Annotated in this window: 11 protein-coding genes; 3 read left to right on the top strand and 8 right to left on the bottom strand. The window is 71.8% G+C overall.

The genetic code is table 11. The features are described 5' to 3' along the window. From AB0G63_RS37925 to dxr, 3 genes are all read right to left on the bottom strand, one after another. Nucleotides 1-197, bottom strand: a 197-nt coding sequence (locus AB0G63_RS37925; RefSeq protein ID WP_360760073.1) for a flavodoxin-dependent (E)-4-hydroxy-3-methylbut-2-enyl-diphosphate synthase, incomplete at its 3' end; no start/stop codon positions are given. 250 nt (nt 198-447) lie between these two features. Continuing rightward, the gene (locus AB0G63_RS37920) at nt 448-1,740 is read right to left on the bottom strand and encodes a site-2 protease family protein (protein ID WP_360760076.1); all 1,293 of its coding nucleotides are present in this window, start codon (nt 1,738-1,740) and stop codon (nt 448-450) included. Nucleotides 1,741-1,748: 8 nt separating this feature from the next. Continuing rightward, complete coding sequence (gene dxr / locus AB0G63_RS37915) at nt 1,749-3,005, bottom strand: 1-deoxy-D-xylulose-5-phosphate reductoisomerase (protein ID WP_360760070.1); 1,257 nt, start codon at nt 3,003-3,005, stop codon at nt 1,749-1,751. A gap of 186 nt (nt 3,006-3,191) precedes the next feature. On the opposite strand from dxr, the gene AB0G63_RS37910 reads away from it, so the two are divergent. Continuing rightward, nucleotides 3,192-3,641 (top strand): lamin tail domain-containing protein, encoded by a 450-nt coding sequence (locus AB0G63_RS37910; protein WP_360760065.1) that lies wholly within the window; start codon nt 3,192-3,194, stop codon nt 3,639-3,641. A gap of 19 nt (nt 3,642-3,660) precedes the next feature. Here the strand turns inward: AB0G63_RS37910 and AB0G63_RS37905 are convergent, their stop codons facing one another. Continuing rightward, nucleotides 3,661-5,595 (bottom strand): acyl-CoA dehydrogenase family protein, encoded by a 1,935-nt coding sequence (locus AB0G63_RS37905; protein ID WP_360760060.1) that lies wholly within the window; start codon nt 5,593-5,595, stop codon nt 3,661-3,663. 445 nt (nt 5,596-6,040) lie between these two features. On the opposite strand from AB0G63_RS37905, the gene AB0G63_RS37900 reads away from it, so the two are divergent. After that, nucleotides 6,041-7,057 (top strand): LacI family DNA-binding transcriptional regulator, encoded by a 1,017-nt coding sequence (locus tag AB0G63_RS37900; RefSeq protein ID WP_360760057.1) that lies wholly within the window; start codon nt 6,041-6,043, stop codon nt 7,055-7,057. 53 nt (nt 7,058-7,110) lie between these two features. Then, nucleotides 7,111-9,150 (top strand): glycoside hydrolase family 31 protein, encoded by a 2,040-nt coding sequence (locus tag AB0G63_RS37895; protein ID WP_360760054.1) that lies wholly within the window; start codon nt 7,111-7,113, stop codon nt 9,148-9,150. 66 nt (nt 9,151-9,216) lie between these two features. Here AB0G63_RS37895 and AB0G63_RS37890 read toward each other — a convergent pair whose 3' ends face one another. From AB0G63_RS37890 to AB0G63_RS37875, 4 genes are read right to left on the bottom strand one after another with little or no spacing between them, the layout of a single operon-like run. Further along, complete coding sequence (locus AB0G63_RS37890) at nt 9,217-9,933, bottom strand: hypothetical protein (protein WP_360760053.1); 717 nt, start codon at nt 9,931-9,933, stop codon at nt 9,217-9,219. A gap of 35 nt (nt 9,934-9,968) precedes the next feature. Next, entirely contained in the window at nt 9,969-12,155 is a 2,187-nt protein-coding gene (locus AB0G63_RS37885; RefSeq protein ID WP_360760050.1) for a glycoside hydrolase N-terminal domain-containing protein, read from the bottom strand. After that, complete coding sequence (locus AB0G63_RS37880; RefSeq protein WP_360760047.1) at nt 12,152-14,119, bottom strand: beta-galactosidase; 1,968 nt, start codon at nt 14,117-14,119, stop codon at nt 12,152-12,154. Before AB0G63_RS37880 ends, AB0G63_RS37885 begins: the two co-directional genes overlap by 4 nt. Further along, nucleotides 14,119-14,310 carry a hypothetical protein gene (locus AB0G63_RS37875; RefSeq protein ID WP_360760045.1) on the bottom strand — a complete coding sequence of 64 codons (192 nt, stop codon included), beginning with the start codon at nt 14,308-14,310 and terminating at the stop codon, nt 14,119-14,121. The genes AB0G63_RS37880 and AB0G63_RS37875 overlap by 1 nt, the downstream gene beginning before the upstream one ends. Nucleotides 14,311-14,487: the final 177 nt, after the last annotated feature.

The raw sequence follows: 14,487 nt of genomic DNA, 5'->3' as shown, positions 1-14,487 counted from the left end.
TGGCACCCCGACGCCGTCAGCTCCGCGATCTGCTGGAGCGTGGCACCGATGTCGGAGGTACGCGTCGTCGTCATCGACTGCACCGACACCGGGGCGTCGCCGCCCACCGGCACGGAGCCGACCTGGATCTGCCGGCTCTTGCGGCGCTCGGCGAGCTTGGTCGGAACGGACGGCATGCCGAGAGAAATCGCAGTCATCTGCTGTGCAACCCCAAGTCGTGATCCAAGGTCCGGTCCCGTCAACCCCGGGCTCCGGGCTCCGGGCTCCGAGATTACGGCACCGGCGAGGCCCCGGGCACATCACGCCCCGAGCCGACGCCCGACGCACGACGGCACATCACGCCCCGAGCCGACGCCCGACGCACGACGGCACATCACGCCCCGAGCCGCCGCCCGACGCACGACGGCCCGGCACTCAGCGTGCCGGGCCGTCGTGAACTCCCGATGGCTACGAGATTCTGACCGGGTTGACGACGTCGGCCACCAGGACGAGCAGGGTGAAGCAGACGAAGATCCCCGCCACCACGTACGCCACCGGCATCAGCTTCGCCACGTCGAACGGTCCCGGGTCCGGGCGGCGCAGCAGCTTCGCCGTGTTGCGGCGCAGCGACTCCCACAGGGCCCCCGCGATGTGGCCGCCGTCCAGGGGCAGCAGCGGGAGCATGTTGAACAGGAACAGGGAGAGGTTGAAGCCGGCGACCAGCATGACGAACATCGCCAGCTGCTGGCTGGCCGGGATGTCGAGGGTGAAGATCTCACCGCCGACCCGGGCCGCGCCGACCACGCCCATCGGGGAGTCCGCCGCGCGCTTGCCGTCGCCGAAGGCCGCGTCCCACAGGCCGGGGATCTTGGCGGGCAGGCTCGCGATGGAGTCGACGGCGTCCCCGACCCGGTCGCCCATCCAGGTCAGCGACTCGTCGAAGTCCTGCCGGACGATGCCGGTGGCGGCGCTGAAGCCGAGGAAGCCTGCGGTGACGTACTTGCCCTGGACGATCTGGCCGCTGGAGTCCTTCTTGGCGACCTGGTTGCTGGCGATCTTCGCGTGCAGGGTGATCTCCGCGCCCTTGCGCTCGACGACGACCGGCACGTTCCTGCCGGGGTTGGCGCGGATCAGGTCGGACAGCTGGTTCCAGTCGTCGGTCCGGACGCCGTCGAAGGAGACGATCTTGTCGCCCGCCTTCAGGCCGGCCGCCGCCGCCGGGGAGGCGGGGTCGCTCTTCCTGCAGGTGTCGCGGTTCTCGCTCTGCGCGATGACGCACTGGGACACCGAGCTGACGGTGGTGGTCTGCTGCGAGATGCCGAAGCCCATCAGGACGGTGAGGAACAGCGCCACCGCCAGGATCAGGTTCATGAAGGGGCCCGCGAACATCACGATGACCCGCTTCCAGGGGGCGCGGGTGTAGAAGAGGCGGGTCTCGTCGCCCGGCCGCAGCTCCTCGAAGGCCGCCGAGCGGGCGTCCTCTATCATGCCGCGCCAGGGCGAGGTGGAGCGGGCCTCGAGCCGGCCGTCGGGGCCGGGCGGGAACATGCCGATCATGCGGATGTACCCGCCGAACGGGACGGCCTTGATCCCGTACTCGGTCTCGCCCTTCTTGCGCGACCAGATGGTCGGGCCGAAGCCGACCATGTACTGCGGCACGCGGATGCCGAAGAGCTTGGCCGTGGACAGGTGCCCCAGCTCGTGCCAGGCGATCGAGACCAGCAGGCCGAACGCGAAGACCACTATGCCGAGGAAGAACATCAGGGTCGTCATGCACGGGCCTCCGCCGTCTGTGCCGCCAGTTCCCGGGCCCGGGTCCGGGCCCAGGTCTCCGCTTCGAGGACGTCCGACACGGTGAGTGAGGTTCCCGTGCGCGGGGTGCCGTGCTCCTCGACCACCCGGGTGACGGTCTCCATGATCCCGTTGAACGGCAGCGCGCCGCCGCGGAACGCCTCCACGCACTCCTCGTTGGCCGCATTGAACACCGCCGGGGCGGTGCCCGCGAGCTCGCCCACGTGCCGGGCGAGGTTCACCGACGGGAACGCGTCGTTGTCGAGCGGGAAGAACTCCCACGTCGAGGCCTTGCTCCAGTCGAAGGCGGGCGCCGCGTCGGGGACGCGCTCGGGCCAGCCGAGACCGATGGCGATCGGCCCGCGCATGTCGGGGGGCGTCGCCTGGGCCATCGTGGATCCGTCCGTGAACTCGACCATCGAGTGGACATACGACTGCGGGTGCACGACCACCTCAATCCGATCGAAGGGAATGTCGTACAGCAGGTGCGCCTCGATGACCTCCAGGCCCTTGTTCACCAGGGTCGCGGAGTTGATCGTGATGACCGGGCCCATGGCCCAGGTGGGGTGGGCGAGGGCGTCCTCGACGGTGACGTGGGCCAGTTGCTCCCTGGTGCGGCCGCGGAAGGGGCCGCCGGAGGCCGTGACGACGAGCTTGCGGACATCCGCGCGGGTGCCGGCCGCCAGCGCCTGGAAGAGGGCGGCGTGCTCGGAGTCGACCGGGATGATCTGCCCGGGCTTGGCGAGGGCCTTGACCAGCGGGCCGCCGACGATGAGCGACTCCTTGTTGGCGAGCGCGAGGGTGCGGCCCGCCTCCAGGGCGGCGAGGGTGGGGGCCAGGCCGATCGAACCGGTGATGCCGTTGAGCACGGTGTGGCAGTCGGAGGCGGCGACCTGGGCGGCCGCGCCGGGTCCGGCGAGTATCTCGGGGAGCGGCTCCCCCGCGCCGTAGCGGGCGGCGAGCGCCTCGCGCAGGGCCGGTACGACGTCCTCGCGGGCCACCGCGACGGTCCGCGCCCTGAGCCGGTGCGCCTGCTCGGCGAGGAGGGCCACACGGCCGCCGTTGGCGGACAGGGCGGTGACCCGGAAGCGGTCGGGGTTGCGCAGTACGAGGTCGATGGCCTGGGTGCCGATCGAGCCGGTGGAGCCGAGGATCACCACGTCCTTCGGGCCGTCGCCCGCTACGGGGTCGTAGACGAGGTGGGGATCGGCGAGTGGGGCTGGACTGTCGCTCATCCCCCCATTGTTGCCGAGGCGGGCCCCGAGAAGGACAGGGCGTCCCTCGCGCGGGCGGGTTGTCGCGCACTGCGCGGATCGCAGCGAAAACGCCCTTTGTGAAACCCGCGTGAAAGTCCTGTGATAACACTTTGTCACCGGCCGTGGACGACCGGCCGGCAGACGAGGACCCTTGGGGGGAATTCCATGCGGACACGCGCCGCCCTGCCCGCGCTCGCGGGCGCCGCGCTGCTCACCGGCACGCTGCTCAGCTCTCCGGCCGAGGCGGCCGGGAGCGTCCACATCTACGAGGTGTACTACGACAGCCCCGGCTCGGACACCGGCTCCAACACGAGCCTCAACGCCGAGTGGGTCAAGATCAAGAACTCCACGTCGTCGACGGTCTCCCTGAAGAACTGGAAGATCAAGGACGCGACGGGCTTCACGTACACCTTCGGCGACGTGAAGATCGGCCCGGGCGGCAGCAAGAAGGTGCACACCGGCAAGGGCGCCGACACCGGGACCGACAAGTACTGGGGCCGCTCCTGGTACGTGTGGAACAACACCGGCGACACCGCGAAGCTCTACCGGGCCAGTGGCACGAAGGCCGACTCGTGCACCTGGTCGTCGCGGGGCAGCGGCTACAAGTACTGCTGAGCCGCCGCCCCGCCCGGCCTCACCGGATGGGCCGGTGCACGTTCTCCTTCGTCGCCGGTCCGGGGGACGCGTCGGCGATCCACGGGCCCTCGCCCGACGGGTCGACGACGCCCTCCTCCAGCCATGTGTACGTGCCGGACATGACGCCCTCGACGACCCGGCGGTCGATGTCGTCGGTGTTGGTCCACAGCCGGCCGAAGAGTTCCTCGACACGGACGCGGGCCTGGCGGCAGAAGGCGTCGGCGAGCTGGTAGGCCTCGCGGCCGTGGTCGCCCTCGCTGCGCAGGAGTTCGGCCCGGACGCAGGAGGCGCTCATCGCGAACAGCTCCGCGCCGATGTCGACGACGCGGCCCAGGAAGCCCTGCTTGGTCTCCATCCGGCCCTGCCAGCGGGACATGCCGTAGAAGGTGGCGCGGGCCAGCCTGCGGGCGCTGCGCTCGACGTAGCGCAGGTGCCGGGAGAGGTCGACCCCGTGACGGAACTCGGCGTAGGCGCCGGGGAGCTGCCCCGGGCCGGCGACCAGTTTCGGCAGCCACTTCGCGTAGAAGGCGCCGGCGTTCGCGCCCGCCTTCGCCTTGTCCGACAGGGACTTCTCGGGGTCGATCAGGTCGCCGGCGACCGACAGGTGGGCGTCGACCGCCTCGCGGGCGATGAGCAGGTGCATGATCTCGGTCGAGCCCTCGAAGATGCGGTTGATGCGCAGGTCGCGCAGCAACTGCTCGGCGGGGACGGCGCGTTCCCCGCGGGCCGCGAGGGAGGCGGCGGTCTCGAAGCCGCGTCCGCCGCGGATCTGGACGAGTTCGTCGGCCATGCGGTACGCCATCTCGCTGGCGTACAGCTTGGCGAGGGCGGACTCGATGCGGATGTCCTTGCGGTTCTCGTCGGCCATCTGCGAGGACAGGTCGACGACCGCCTCCAGGGCGAACGTGGTCGCGGCGATGAAGGAGATCTTGGCGCCGACGGCCTCGTGCTCGGCGATGCGCCTGCCCCACTGCGCACGGGCGTCGGTCCACTCGCGGGCGATCTTCAGACACCACTTGCCGGCCCCCGCGCACATCGCCGGCAGCGAGAGCCGGCCGGTGTTGAGCGTGGTCAGGGCGATCTTCAGGCCGGCGCCCTCGGGGCCGATGCGGTTCGCGGCGGGGACCCGGACCTGGTGGAAGCGGGTGACGCCGTTCTCGATGCCGCGCAAGCCCATGAAGGCGTTGCGGTTCTCGACGGTGATGCCGGGCGACGACGCCTCCACGATGAAGGTGCTGATGCCGCCGGGGTGGCCCTCGGACTTCGGGACCTTGGCCATGACGACGAGGAGGTCGGCGACCACGCCGTTGGTGGTCCACAGCTTCACGCCGTCGATGACGTAGTCGTCGCCGTCGGGGACCGCGACGGTGGCCAGGCGGGCCGGGTCGGAGCCGACGTCGGGCTCGGTGAGCAGGAAGGCGGAGATGTCGGTGCGGGCGCAGCGCGGCAGGAAGGTCTCCTTCTGCTCGTCGGTGCCGGCGAGCTTCAGGGGCTGGGGTGCGCCGATGGACTGGTGGGCGGAGAGCAGGGTCGCGATGGCGGGGCTGGCGGTGCCGACCAGGGCGAGCGCCTTGTTGTAGTACACCTGGGTGAGGCCGAGGCCGCCGTACCTGGTGTCGATCTTCATGCCGAAGGCGCCGATCTCCTTCAGGCCGCTCACGACCTCGTCGGGGATCTGCGCCTCGCGCTCGATCAGGGCGCCGTCGATCTGCGTCTCGGTGAAGTCGCGCAGCTTGGCGAGGAACTCCTCGCCGCGCTGGGCGGCCTCGTCGGCGGGCCGTGGGTGGGGGTGGATGAGATCGAGGCGGAAGCGGCCGAGGAACAGTTCCTTGGCGAAGCTGGGCTTGCGCCAGTCCTGCTCCCGGGCTTCCTCCGCCACCTGCCGGGCCTCACGTTCCGTGACGTTCGACCGGGGTGGTGTTGGTGCGGACATCGAGGCTCACCTCGCCGCGAATTGGGGATCTTGGTCCGTTTTGGTTACCGACGGGTTCTACGCGATCGTATGTACCCGATTCGGCGGGCGGGCACCACCCTTCGTGCAATCGTTCAGCCGATGTGAGGGGACTGCTGGGCCGGACGGACGCCGCCGGTGGCGGAGTTGCACCGGGGCGGCTTCCGGGGGACGGTTCGGGGTACGGACGGCCGGCGGGCGTCCACCGCCCGCCGGGAACCGGGGCTCCGGGGCACCAGGGCGACAGAGCGGTGGAGCGCGCGGGGACTCACCCCGGACGCGCGGGGACTCACCCCGGAAAAGCTATCGAAGCGCTTCGACAACCTATGGACACTCGATCTCGCTGGAGCTAGGGTCGAACCACCCCTCACCCACCCTTGTTCGCACTGCGCACTGTCGAAGCGCTTCACACCGCTTGGAGAGCTGGATGGTCACCCTCGCCGAGGTCGCCCAGCACGCCGGAGTCTCGGCTAGCACGGTGAGCTATGTCCTCAGCGGCAAGCGGTCCATCTCCGCGACCACCCGGCAGCGGGTCGAGCGGAGCATCCGCGAGCTGGGCTACCACCCGAACGCGGGCGCGCGGGCCCTGGCGAGCAACCGGTCGAACATCATCGCCCTGATGATCCCGCTGCGCACCGACATCTACGTGCCGGTGATGATGGAGATCGCCATCGCGGTCGCCACCACCGCCCGCACGCACGGGTACGACGTACTGCTGCTCACCGGCGAGGAGGGCCCCGACGCCGTCCGCCGCGTCACCGGCAGCGGGCTCGCGGACGGCATGATCCTGATGGACGTCGAACTCGACGACGAGCGGCTGCCCCTGCTGCGGGCGACCGACGAGCCGTCGGTGCTGATCGGGCTGCCCGCCGACACCGCCGGACTCACCTGCGTCGACCTCGACTTCCGGGCGACCGGCGCGCTGTGCGTGGAGCACCTGGCGATGCTCGGCCACCGCGACATCGCCGTCATCGGCGAGGCCCCCGCGGTCTACGAGCGGCACACCGGTTTCGCCGAGCGCACCCTCGACGGGCTGCGCTCGCGCGCACGGGAGCTGGGCATCCGCCTGCTGCACCGCCCGTGCGAGGGCGGGTACGGCGCGATGACCGTCACCCTCGCCCGCATCCTCGACGAGCGCCCGGGCACCACGGGCTTCGTCGTCCAGAACGAGTCGGCCGTGGAACCGCTGCTCGCCCTGCTGCGCCAGCAGGGCCGCGCCGTGCCCGAGGACGTGTCGGTGGTGGCGATCTGCCCGGAGCAGGTCGCCGTCCAGGCCTCGGTGCGGCTGACGTCCGTCGCCATCCCCGCCCCGGAGATGGGCCGGCAGGCCGTGGAACGCCTGGTCGCCAAGCTCGACGGCCACGGCTCGGACGAAGTGGTGCTGCTCACACCCGAGTTGACGGTACGGGCGAGCACGGGACCGGCGCCCTCCGCCACCTCCTGACCCAGTTCTCGCTGCCCTCCGGGGCACCTTCACGTCCTTCAGGAGCACCCCACGTGAATCAGCCTGCCCAGAATCAGCCCCAGGTGAGCCTGGCCCAGTCCGCACCCACCGTCGGCACCTTCCGCGAGCGGGACGGCGCGCTGGAGTGGAGCGGCCGTCAGGAGACCGTGCGCGTCGAGCCGTGGGGTCCGGACGCCGTCCGCGTCCGTGCCCGGCTCGGCGGCCCTGTCCTCGACGGCCTGCCCGGCGCCCTGCTCGACGACCCGCCGGCCGCGCCGTCCAGCGTCAAGATCGAGGACGGGCGGGGGCGGCTGACCGTCGGCGCCCTCACCGTCGAGATGGACGCCGAGGGCCTGGTCCGCTTCCTGCGCACCGACGACCGCTCGGAACTGCTCGCCGAGGAGCGCGCCCACTTCTGGTGGCCCGGCTCCCGCCTCTACACCGCCGTGGGCAACGGCCACCACCGCCTGGAGCAGCGGTTCGCCGCCTACGACGACGAGAAGCTGTACGGCCTCGGCCAGCACCAGCACGGCCGGCTCGACCAGAAGGGTCTGGTCCTCGACCTGATCCAGCGCAACGCCGAGGTCGGCATCCCGGTGCTCAGCTCCAGCCGCGGCTACACCCTGCTGTGGAACAACCCGGCGATCGGCCGGGTGGAGCTCGCCCACAACGGCACGCGCTGGGTGGCGGACTCGGCCCGCCAGATCGACTACTGGATCACCGCCGGCACCCCGGCCGACGGCCAGCGCCGCTACAGCGCGGTCACCGGCCGCACGCCGATGCTGCCGGAGTGGGCGGCGGGGTTCTGGCAGTGCAAGCTGCGCTATCGCACGCAGGACGAACTCCTCGCCGTGGCACGCGAGTACAAGCGGCGCGGGCTGCCGATCTCGGCGATCGTGTGCGACTTCTTCCACTGGACGCACCTGGGCGAGTGGAAGTTCGACCCCCGCGAGTGGCCCGACCCGGCGGCGATGGTGCGCGAGCTGGAGGAGCTGGGCATCAAGCTCGTCGTCTCCGTCTGGCCGTCGGTGTCGCCGCTGAGCGAGAACCACCAGCTCATGGAGCAGCGCGGCTACTTCATCGGTACGCAGTACGGTCCGATGGCGCACGCCGACTGGCCGGACAAGGAGGTCGCCTCCACCGTCCAGGTCGCCTTCTACGACGCCACGAACCCCGAGGCGCGGGAGTTCGTGTGGTCGCGGGTGAAGGAGAACTACCTCGACCCTTACGGCATCACCGCGTTCTGGCTGGACGCCTGCGAGCCGGAGCTGAAGCCGGGCTTCCAGGAGAACCTGCGCTACTGGGCGGGCCCCGGCCTGGAGGTCGGCAACATCTACCCGGCGGAGAACTCCCGCACCTTCCACGAGGGCCTGCGCGCCGAGGGCGAGGAGGTGATCACCCTCAACCGGTCGGCGTGGGCGGGCAGTCAGCGCTACGGCGCGGCCCTGTGGTCCGGCGACATCGGCACCGACTTCGCGACCCTGCGCCGCCAGATCGCGGCCGGCCTCAACACCGCACTGTCGGGCATCCCGTGGTGGAACACCGACATCGGCGGCTTCCACGGCGGCGACCCGGACGACCCGGCCTACCGCGAGGTGATGGTCCGCTGGTTCCAGTTCGGCGCGCTGTCCCCGCTGATGCGGCTGCACGGCTTCCGCGACCCGGGCATGCCGCTCGGCCCGGACATGACCGGCGGCCCCAACGAGGTGTGGTCCTACGGCGAGGAGGCCGGCGCGGTCCTGGAGAAGTACCTGCGACTGCGCGAGCGCCTGAGGCCGTACGTGCTGCGGGTCATGCGGGAGGCGCACGAGGAGGGGCTGCCGGTGATGCGGCCGCTGTTCCTGGAGTTCCCCGACGACCGCGGCGCCTGGTCGGTCGACGACGCCTACCTCTTCGGCCCGGACCTGCTGGTCGCCCCGGTGCTCACGGCGGGCGCCACGACCCGCACGGCGTACCTCCCGGCGGGCGCGCGCTGGACGGACGCGTGGACGGGTGAGACGTACGAGGGCGGCGGGTCCGTCACGGTCGACGCTCCGCTGGACCGCATCCCGCTGTTCCTGCGGGACGGGGCGAGCCTGCCGGTGGCGGAGTAGCCGCGCGGGACCGGAACGGACGGGGGAGCCGCCGCGGGCCGCGGCGGCTCCCCCTCTTCCCGTTGCTCAGCTGCTGCTGACGCTCTCGCTGTTGACGGTGAAGTCCAGGCCGCCGGAGGAGGACGTGATCTCGAAGCCGAACTGCACGTCACCGATGGTCACGTTGCCGAACCAGCCCTTGGTGTCCTTGATCCACTTCAGGATCGGCAGGATGTTCACCGTGCCGGAGGTGGAGTTGGACGTGCGCACGAACGAGAACACGTCGTTGGAGCCGTTGTTGCCCTTGTAGACGGTCCAGGTGTGACCGCCCAGGGTCAGGGTGCCCTGCGAGGTGCCGAGCGGGCCGACCGCCCCGGTCTTGTTGACCCAGAGCATGATCTCGTACTTGTAGCCGGTGTCCCAGATGTCGTACGACGTGTTGTAGGCGCCGGACGACGGGACCGTGACGTTGTAGCTGCTGGAGAGCGAGCCGAGCGAGGTGATCGACTTGTTGATCACCTTCTTGGCGTTGGGGTAGGACTTGATGCCGCCGGTGTTGGGGTGGTTGGCGTTGACGCCCCAGTTGGTGCCGGAGTTGGCCCAGATGCACTGGCTGCCGGCGCCGGAACCCCAGATGTTGTTGTAGAGCGTGTAGCCGTTCAGGGTGGTGTTGCCCCACTGGTCGCAGGAGCTCCAGACGGCCGCGGAGGCGGGGGCGGAGGCGGCGCCGACGGTGATGCCGAGGGCCAGGGCGGGTGCCGCCAGCGCGGTCGCGACCCTCTTCTTCAGCGTGCGTGTTGCCATGGTGTCCCTTCCATGGGTGGGGGGATTGCGGGGAGTTACCACGCCCCCAGGGTGAGGACGTGGTCTTCTCCGGCGACCAGATCGAGCGGCCGGGCGCCGGAGGAAGTCCGGAGTTCGACCCGGTGGGTGCGGCTCGGCCGCAGCACCGCGGTCACTTCGTGGGGGCTCCAGGTGAGGTCGAGTTCGGCGCCGAACCGGGTGCGGACGCCGCACAGCCGGCCCTTCGGGTACGCCGCCGGAAGCGCCGGCAGCAGCACCAGCCGGTCGGGGGTGGACTGCACGAGCGTCTCGATCAGCACGGCGGGCAGGGTGTGCGCGGCGTCCGCGTTGTAGACGTGGCGGCGCGGGTAGTGGGCGCTCATCAGCGACGCGTGGAAGAAGTCGCCGCCGAGGACCCGGCCCAGGGCGTGCGCGACCCGTTCGCCGTCGCGCAGCCGGGCGGCGACGAGGGCATGGTGGAGGTGCCCGTGCGCCGAGTCGTTCTCGGCGCCGCGCAGTTCGAGGGCGCGGTGGGCGGCGGCGGCCAGGTCGGGGGTGTCGTAGGGGTTGATCTCGTCGAGCGGCCAGACGCCGTAGAGGTGGCTGAGGTGCCGGTGGTCGTAGCTGTCCTCCAGGCCGGGCCACGCCCACTCGGCGAGGGCGCCGTCGGCGTTGATCCGGTGCGGCGGCAGCCGGTCGGCGAGGGCGCGCCACCGCTCGGCGTGCCGGGGGTGGTAGTCGGCCGCGGTGCGCAGCGCGTGCCGTGCCGCCGAGAGGTCCATGGCCGCGTCGATCGCGCCCCAACTGCCGTTCGCGGGACGGTTCTCGGGCGAGTAGGAGGGGACGACGACCAGCCGGCCGTCCGGGTCGGTGCGGGTGAGGAAGTCCTCGTAGAACAGGGCGACCTGGGCGAGCACGGCGGCGGTGCGCGGGTCGCGGGTGCCGCGGGTCTCGTCGTGGTCGACGAGCGGCTTGAGCAGCCAGTCGGCGCCGGCCGTCCACAGGTGCAGCGGGTACTCGCGGCTGAAGTGGTACGACAGCCCGGACTCGCCGTCGGTGTGGGCGGGGGCGACGACTCCGCGGCAGCCGAAGACGGTCCGGGCGTTCTCGGCCCAGTCCGTCTGCTGACGGTCGATCAGGGCAGCGTGTGCCTCGGTGACCTCGGGGAGGGCGGCGGCGGCCGCGGAGGCGGTCTGGAGGTTGAGGTTGGCGTCGTTGGTGAAGGCGCCGGACCATGCGGTGTCCCAGTCGCCGGTCCACAGGCCGGTCAGCCGGGGCGGGAAGAGGCCGCTGGCGCAGAGCAGGTGGTAGCGCCCGGCGGCGAAGAGCCGCTCCAGCAGAGCGGGGCTGTCCGGGCGGGTCAGCAACTCCGATCCGGGCAGGGCGCGTTCGGCGGGGTCGGCGTCCAGGTCGAGGGTCACCCGGGCGTAGGCGGTGCGGTGCAGGGCGGTGTGCCGCTCCAGGAGGCGGTCGCAGGGGTCCGCGTCCTCCGGCAGCAGCGCGCGCAGGGCGCCGGCGAGGGCGGCCACGTCGGGTTCGGCGGTGTGCCGCACGACCCGGGTCAGCAGCAGCACCGACGCGGCGCCGGTGACCCGCAGGGCGGGCGGCGTGAGCGTCGCCCGGCCGCCGGTGACGGCGACCAGGGTGACGCCGGTGTAGGCGGTGTCGCTGCCGGGGTAGCGGACGCGCAGGGTGAGCAGGGCGCCCTCGGCGGTGAGGACCGTGCTCTCGCCGACGGCGAGCCCGAGGGGCGCGCCGGGGAGCCGGTGGTCGAGCGTGATCAGCAGGTCGGGGCCGGTGAGGTGCTGGACGATCACGTCGTCCGCGCGGGAGACGAACACCCGGGCTTCGGCGCCCTCACAGCGCATGCCGACGACGCCGGTGGTGAAGTCGACTTCGCGGTGGTAGGGGCCGGCCGGGGCGGCGGGGCGGCGGACGCGGATCTGGAAGGCCGGGTGGAAGGGCCGTACCCACTGCAGGGGGCGTCCGTCGGTGAAGTCCTCGGCCGCGTGGAGGTCGCCGTCGAGCAGCCGGTCCTGCAGGCCGGGCAGCCGGTCGGCCAGCTCGGGCGGGCGGGGCGGAGCGCCGTCGCCCGGACGGACGAGGGTGTGATGGGTGACGACGACCCGCTCGTCGTCCGGAGGACCGAACACAAGGGTGCCGTGACGGCCGTTGCCGCTGAGGAAACCGTCCTCCCAGCGGGTGGCGGGCGCGGGTTCCCAGGTGCCGTGGACGACGCTCATGGCCGCAGCACCGCCACCCCGTAACGCTCCAGGGTGAGCCGGTCCGTGACGGTGGCCCGGGTCAGCAGGTCGTGGTGGGTGCCCGGCACCTCCACGGTCACCGGCTCGCGCCCGTGGTTGAGCACGAAGAGCAGGTCGCCGCGGCGGACCGCCTCGACCTGGCCGGGCAGGCCGTCCAGGACCGGGCGGACGCCGGCCTCGGCCGCGATGCCGGTGAGGAGGCCGCGCAGCGCGTCGGGCTCGGGCAGCGTGGAGAGGTACCAGGCGCGGCCGTTGCGCAGGACGGCGGGCCGGCCGTCGAGCTCGCCGCCCCGGTAGGCGGCCTCGACCGAGACGTCCTCGTTTTCTTCGATCTCCTCCGACCACAGCGTGCCGGTGAAGTCGTCGGTCCGTACGGTCTCCCCCTCGTCCAGCGGCCACCACTCGTGCAGCGTGCGGATGCCGAACAGCTCGCGCAGCCGGGCGTCCATGCCGCCGGCCCGCACCCGGTCGTCCTGGTCGGCCACGCCGGTCAGAAAGCCGCTGACCAGGACGCCTCCGCCGCGCACATGGGCGAGGAGGTTGTCGATCGCCGCGTCCGTGAGCGCGTACAGCTGGGGGACGACGACCATCCGGTAGGCGGAGAGGTCGTGCTCGGGGTGGGCGAAGTCGGTGGCGAGGCCGGCCTGCCACAGGGCGCGGTGCCAGGTGGTGAGCACGTCGGCGTAGTCGACGCGGGTGGAGAGGCGGGCCTCGTGCGCGCCGGCCCACCAGGAGTGCCAGTCGTGCAGGACGGCGATGTCGGCGGTGCTGTGCCGGCCCGCCACCTCGGCGCCGACCGTGGCCAGTTCCGCGCCGATCCGCTTGACCTCCTGGAAGGTACGCCCGTGTTCTCCGGCGTGGCCGACCATTCCGGAGTGGAACTTCTCCGCGCCCTGCCGGGACTGGCGCCACTGGAAGTAGCAGACGGCGTCGGCGCCGCGGGCGACGGCCTGGAAGGACCACAGGCGGTTGAGGCCCTGCGGCTTGGGGTGGTTGACGCCACGCCAGTTGACCGCGCCGGCCGCCTGCTCCATCAGCATCCAGGGCCCGCGGGCCTGGGAGCGGGTCATGTCCTGTACGAGCGCGGCGTGCTGGGCGGCGAACGGGTCGCGCGGGTCGGGGTAGATGTCGACGGAGACGACGTCCTCCTCCTCGGCCCAGCGCCAGGCGTCCTGGCCGGCCCACAGCGGCATGAAGTTGGTGGTGACCGGGAGGTGCGGGGTGTGCCGGCGGACGATGTCGCGCTCGGCGGTGTAGCACTCCAGGAGCATGTCGGAGGTGAACCGCTTGAAGTCCAGCACGTGCGTGGGGTTTTTCAGGTAGTGGGCGCGGCGGGGCGGCAGGACTTCCTCCCAGTCGCCGTAGCCCTGGCTCCAGAAGGCAGTGCCCCAGGCGGCGTTGAGGGCGTCGAGGTCGCCGTACCTGTCGCGCAGCCAGGTACGGAAGCGGGCGGCGGCCTCGTCGCCCCAGTCGTAGGTGCAGTACTCGTTGTTGATGTGCCACATGGTGAGGGCGGGGTGGCTCGCGTAGCGGGCGGCGAGGTCCTCGGTGACGGCGGCGGCGTGGCGCCGGTAGGCGGCGCTGGAGTGGGAGAAGTGCTGGCGGCCGCCCCACCACTCGGTGCGGCCGTCCTCGTCGCGGGGCAGCGTCTCGGGGTACAGGCGGCCGAGCCAGGGCGGGGGCGACGCGGTGGGGGTGGCGAGGACGACGCCGATGCCGCCTTCGTGCATCAGGCCCATGAGGGTGTCCAGCCAGCCGAACTGCCGCTCGCCCGGCCGGGGTTCGATTTTCGCCCAGGAGAAGACGCCGAGGGTGACGGAGTTGACGCCGGCGTCCCGCATGAGGCGGATGTCGTCGTGCCAGGTCTCCTCGGGCCACTGCTCGGGGTTGTAGTCGCCGCCGAAGAGGACGCGGCCGCGGGTCACCGTGCTGAGGTCCGGCATCAGACGGACTCCCCGTGCTGGACGCCGCGCCCGGTGAGGAGCGGAACGGTGGCGGACGGGACGGTGGCGAACGGGACGGTGGCGAACGGGACGGCGACGGACGGGACGGTGGCGGACGGGACGGTGGCGAACGCGGTGGCGGCCGGGGTCCCGGGGGGCACGGCACGCCGACTCGGAGCGGGCTCGGGCATGACATACCTCGTTCTGTGCGGCTCGGGGTACGGGGAGGAGATCTGGGGCCGCCGCGGCCGACCGCCGGCTGGGGCGGGTCGGCTTCGGAATCCCGTTCGTCGCGGCCTGCTACCTGTACTTCTTCCTGCGACTCCGTTTCCGGACGCAGGCGGCCACCCGATGAGGCCCACCTGCCT

The organism is Streptomyces sp. NPDC020996, assembly GCF_040641355.1.
GTDB lineage: Bacteria > Actinomycetota > Actinomycetes > Streptomycetales > Streptomycetaceae > Streptomyces.
The sequence above is the reverse complement of the archived record's forward strand: the minus strand, read 5'-3'. Positions and strand labels throughout refer to the sequence as shown.

Bases quoted from the DNA above. Each gene is read 5' to 3' on its own strand.
- AB0G63_RS37920 (WP_360760076.1), bottom strand. From the start codon at position 1,740: ATGTTCTTCCTCGGCATAGTGGTCTTCGCGTTCGGCCTGCTGGTCTCG.
- dxr (WP_360760070.1), bottom strand. From the start codon at position 3,005: ATGAGCGACAGTCCAGCCCCACTCGCCGATCCCCACCTCGTCTACGAC.
- AB0G63_RS37910 (WP_360760065.1), top strand. From the start codon at position 3,192: ATGCGGACACGCGCCGCCCTGCCCGCGCTCGCGGGCGCCGCGCTGCTC.
- AB0G63_RS37905 (WP_360760060.1), bottom strand. From the start codon at position 5,595: ATGTCCGCACCAACACCACCCCGGTCGAACGTCACGGAACGTGAGGCC.
- AB0G63_RS37900 (WP_360760057.1), top strand. From the start codon at position 6,041: ATGGTCACCCTCGCCGAGGTCGCCCAGCACGCCGGAGTCTCGGCTAGC.
- AB0G63_RS37890 (WP_360760053.1), bottom strand. From the start codon at position 9,933: ATGGCAACACGCACGCTGAAGAAGAGGGTCGCGACCGCGCTGGCGGCA.
- AB0G63_RS37885 (WP_360760050.1), bottom strand. From the start codon at position 12,155: ATGAGCGTCGTCCACGGCACCTGGGAACCCGCGCCCGCCACCCGCTGG.
- AB0G63_RS37880 (WP_360760047.1), bottom strand. From the start codon at position 14,119: ATGCCGGACCTCAGCACGGTGACCCGCGGCCGCGTCCTCTTCGGCGGC.
- AB0G63_RS37875 (WP_360760045.1), bottom strand. From the start codon at position 14,310: ATGCCCGAGCCCGCTCCGAGTCGGCGTGCCGTGCCCCCCGGGACCCCG.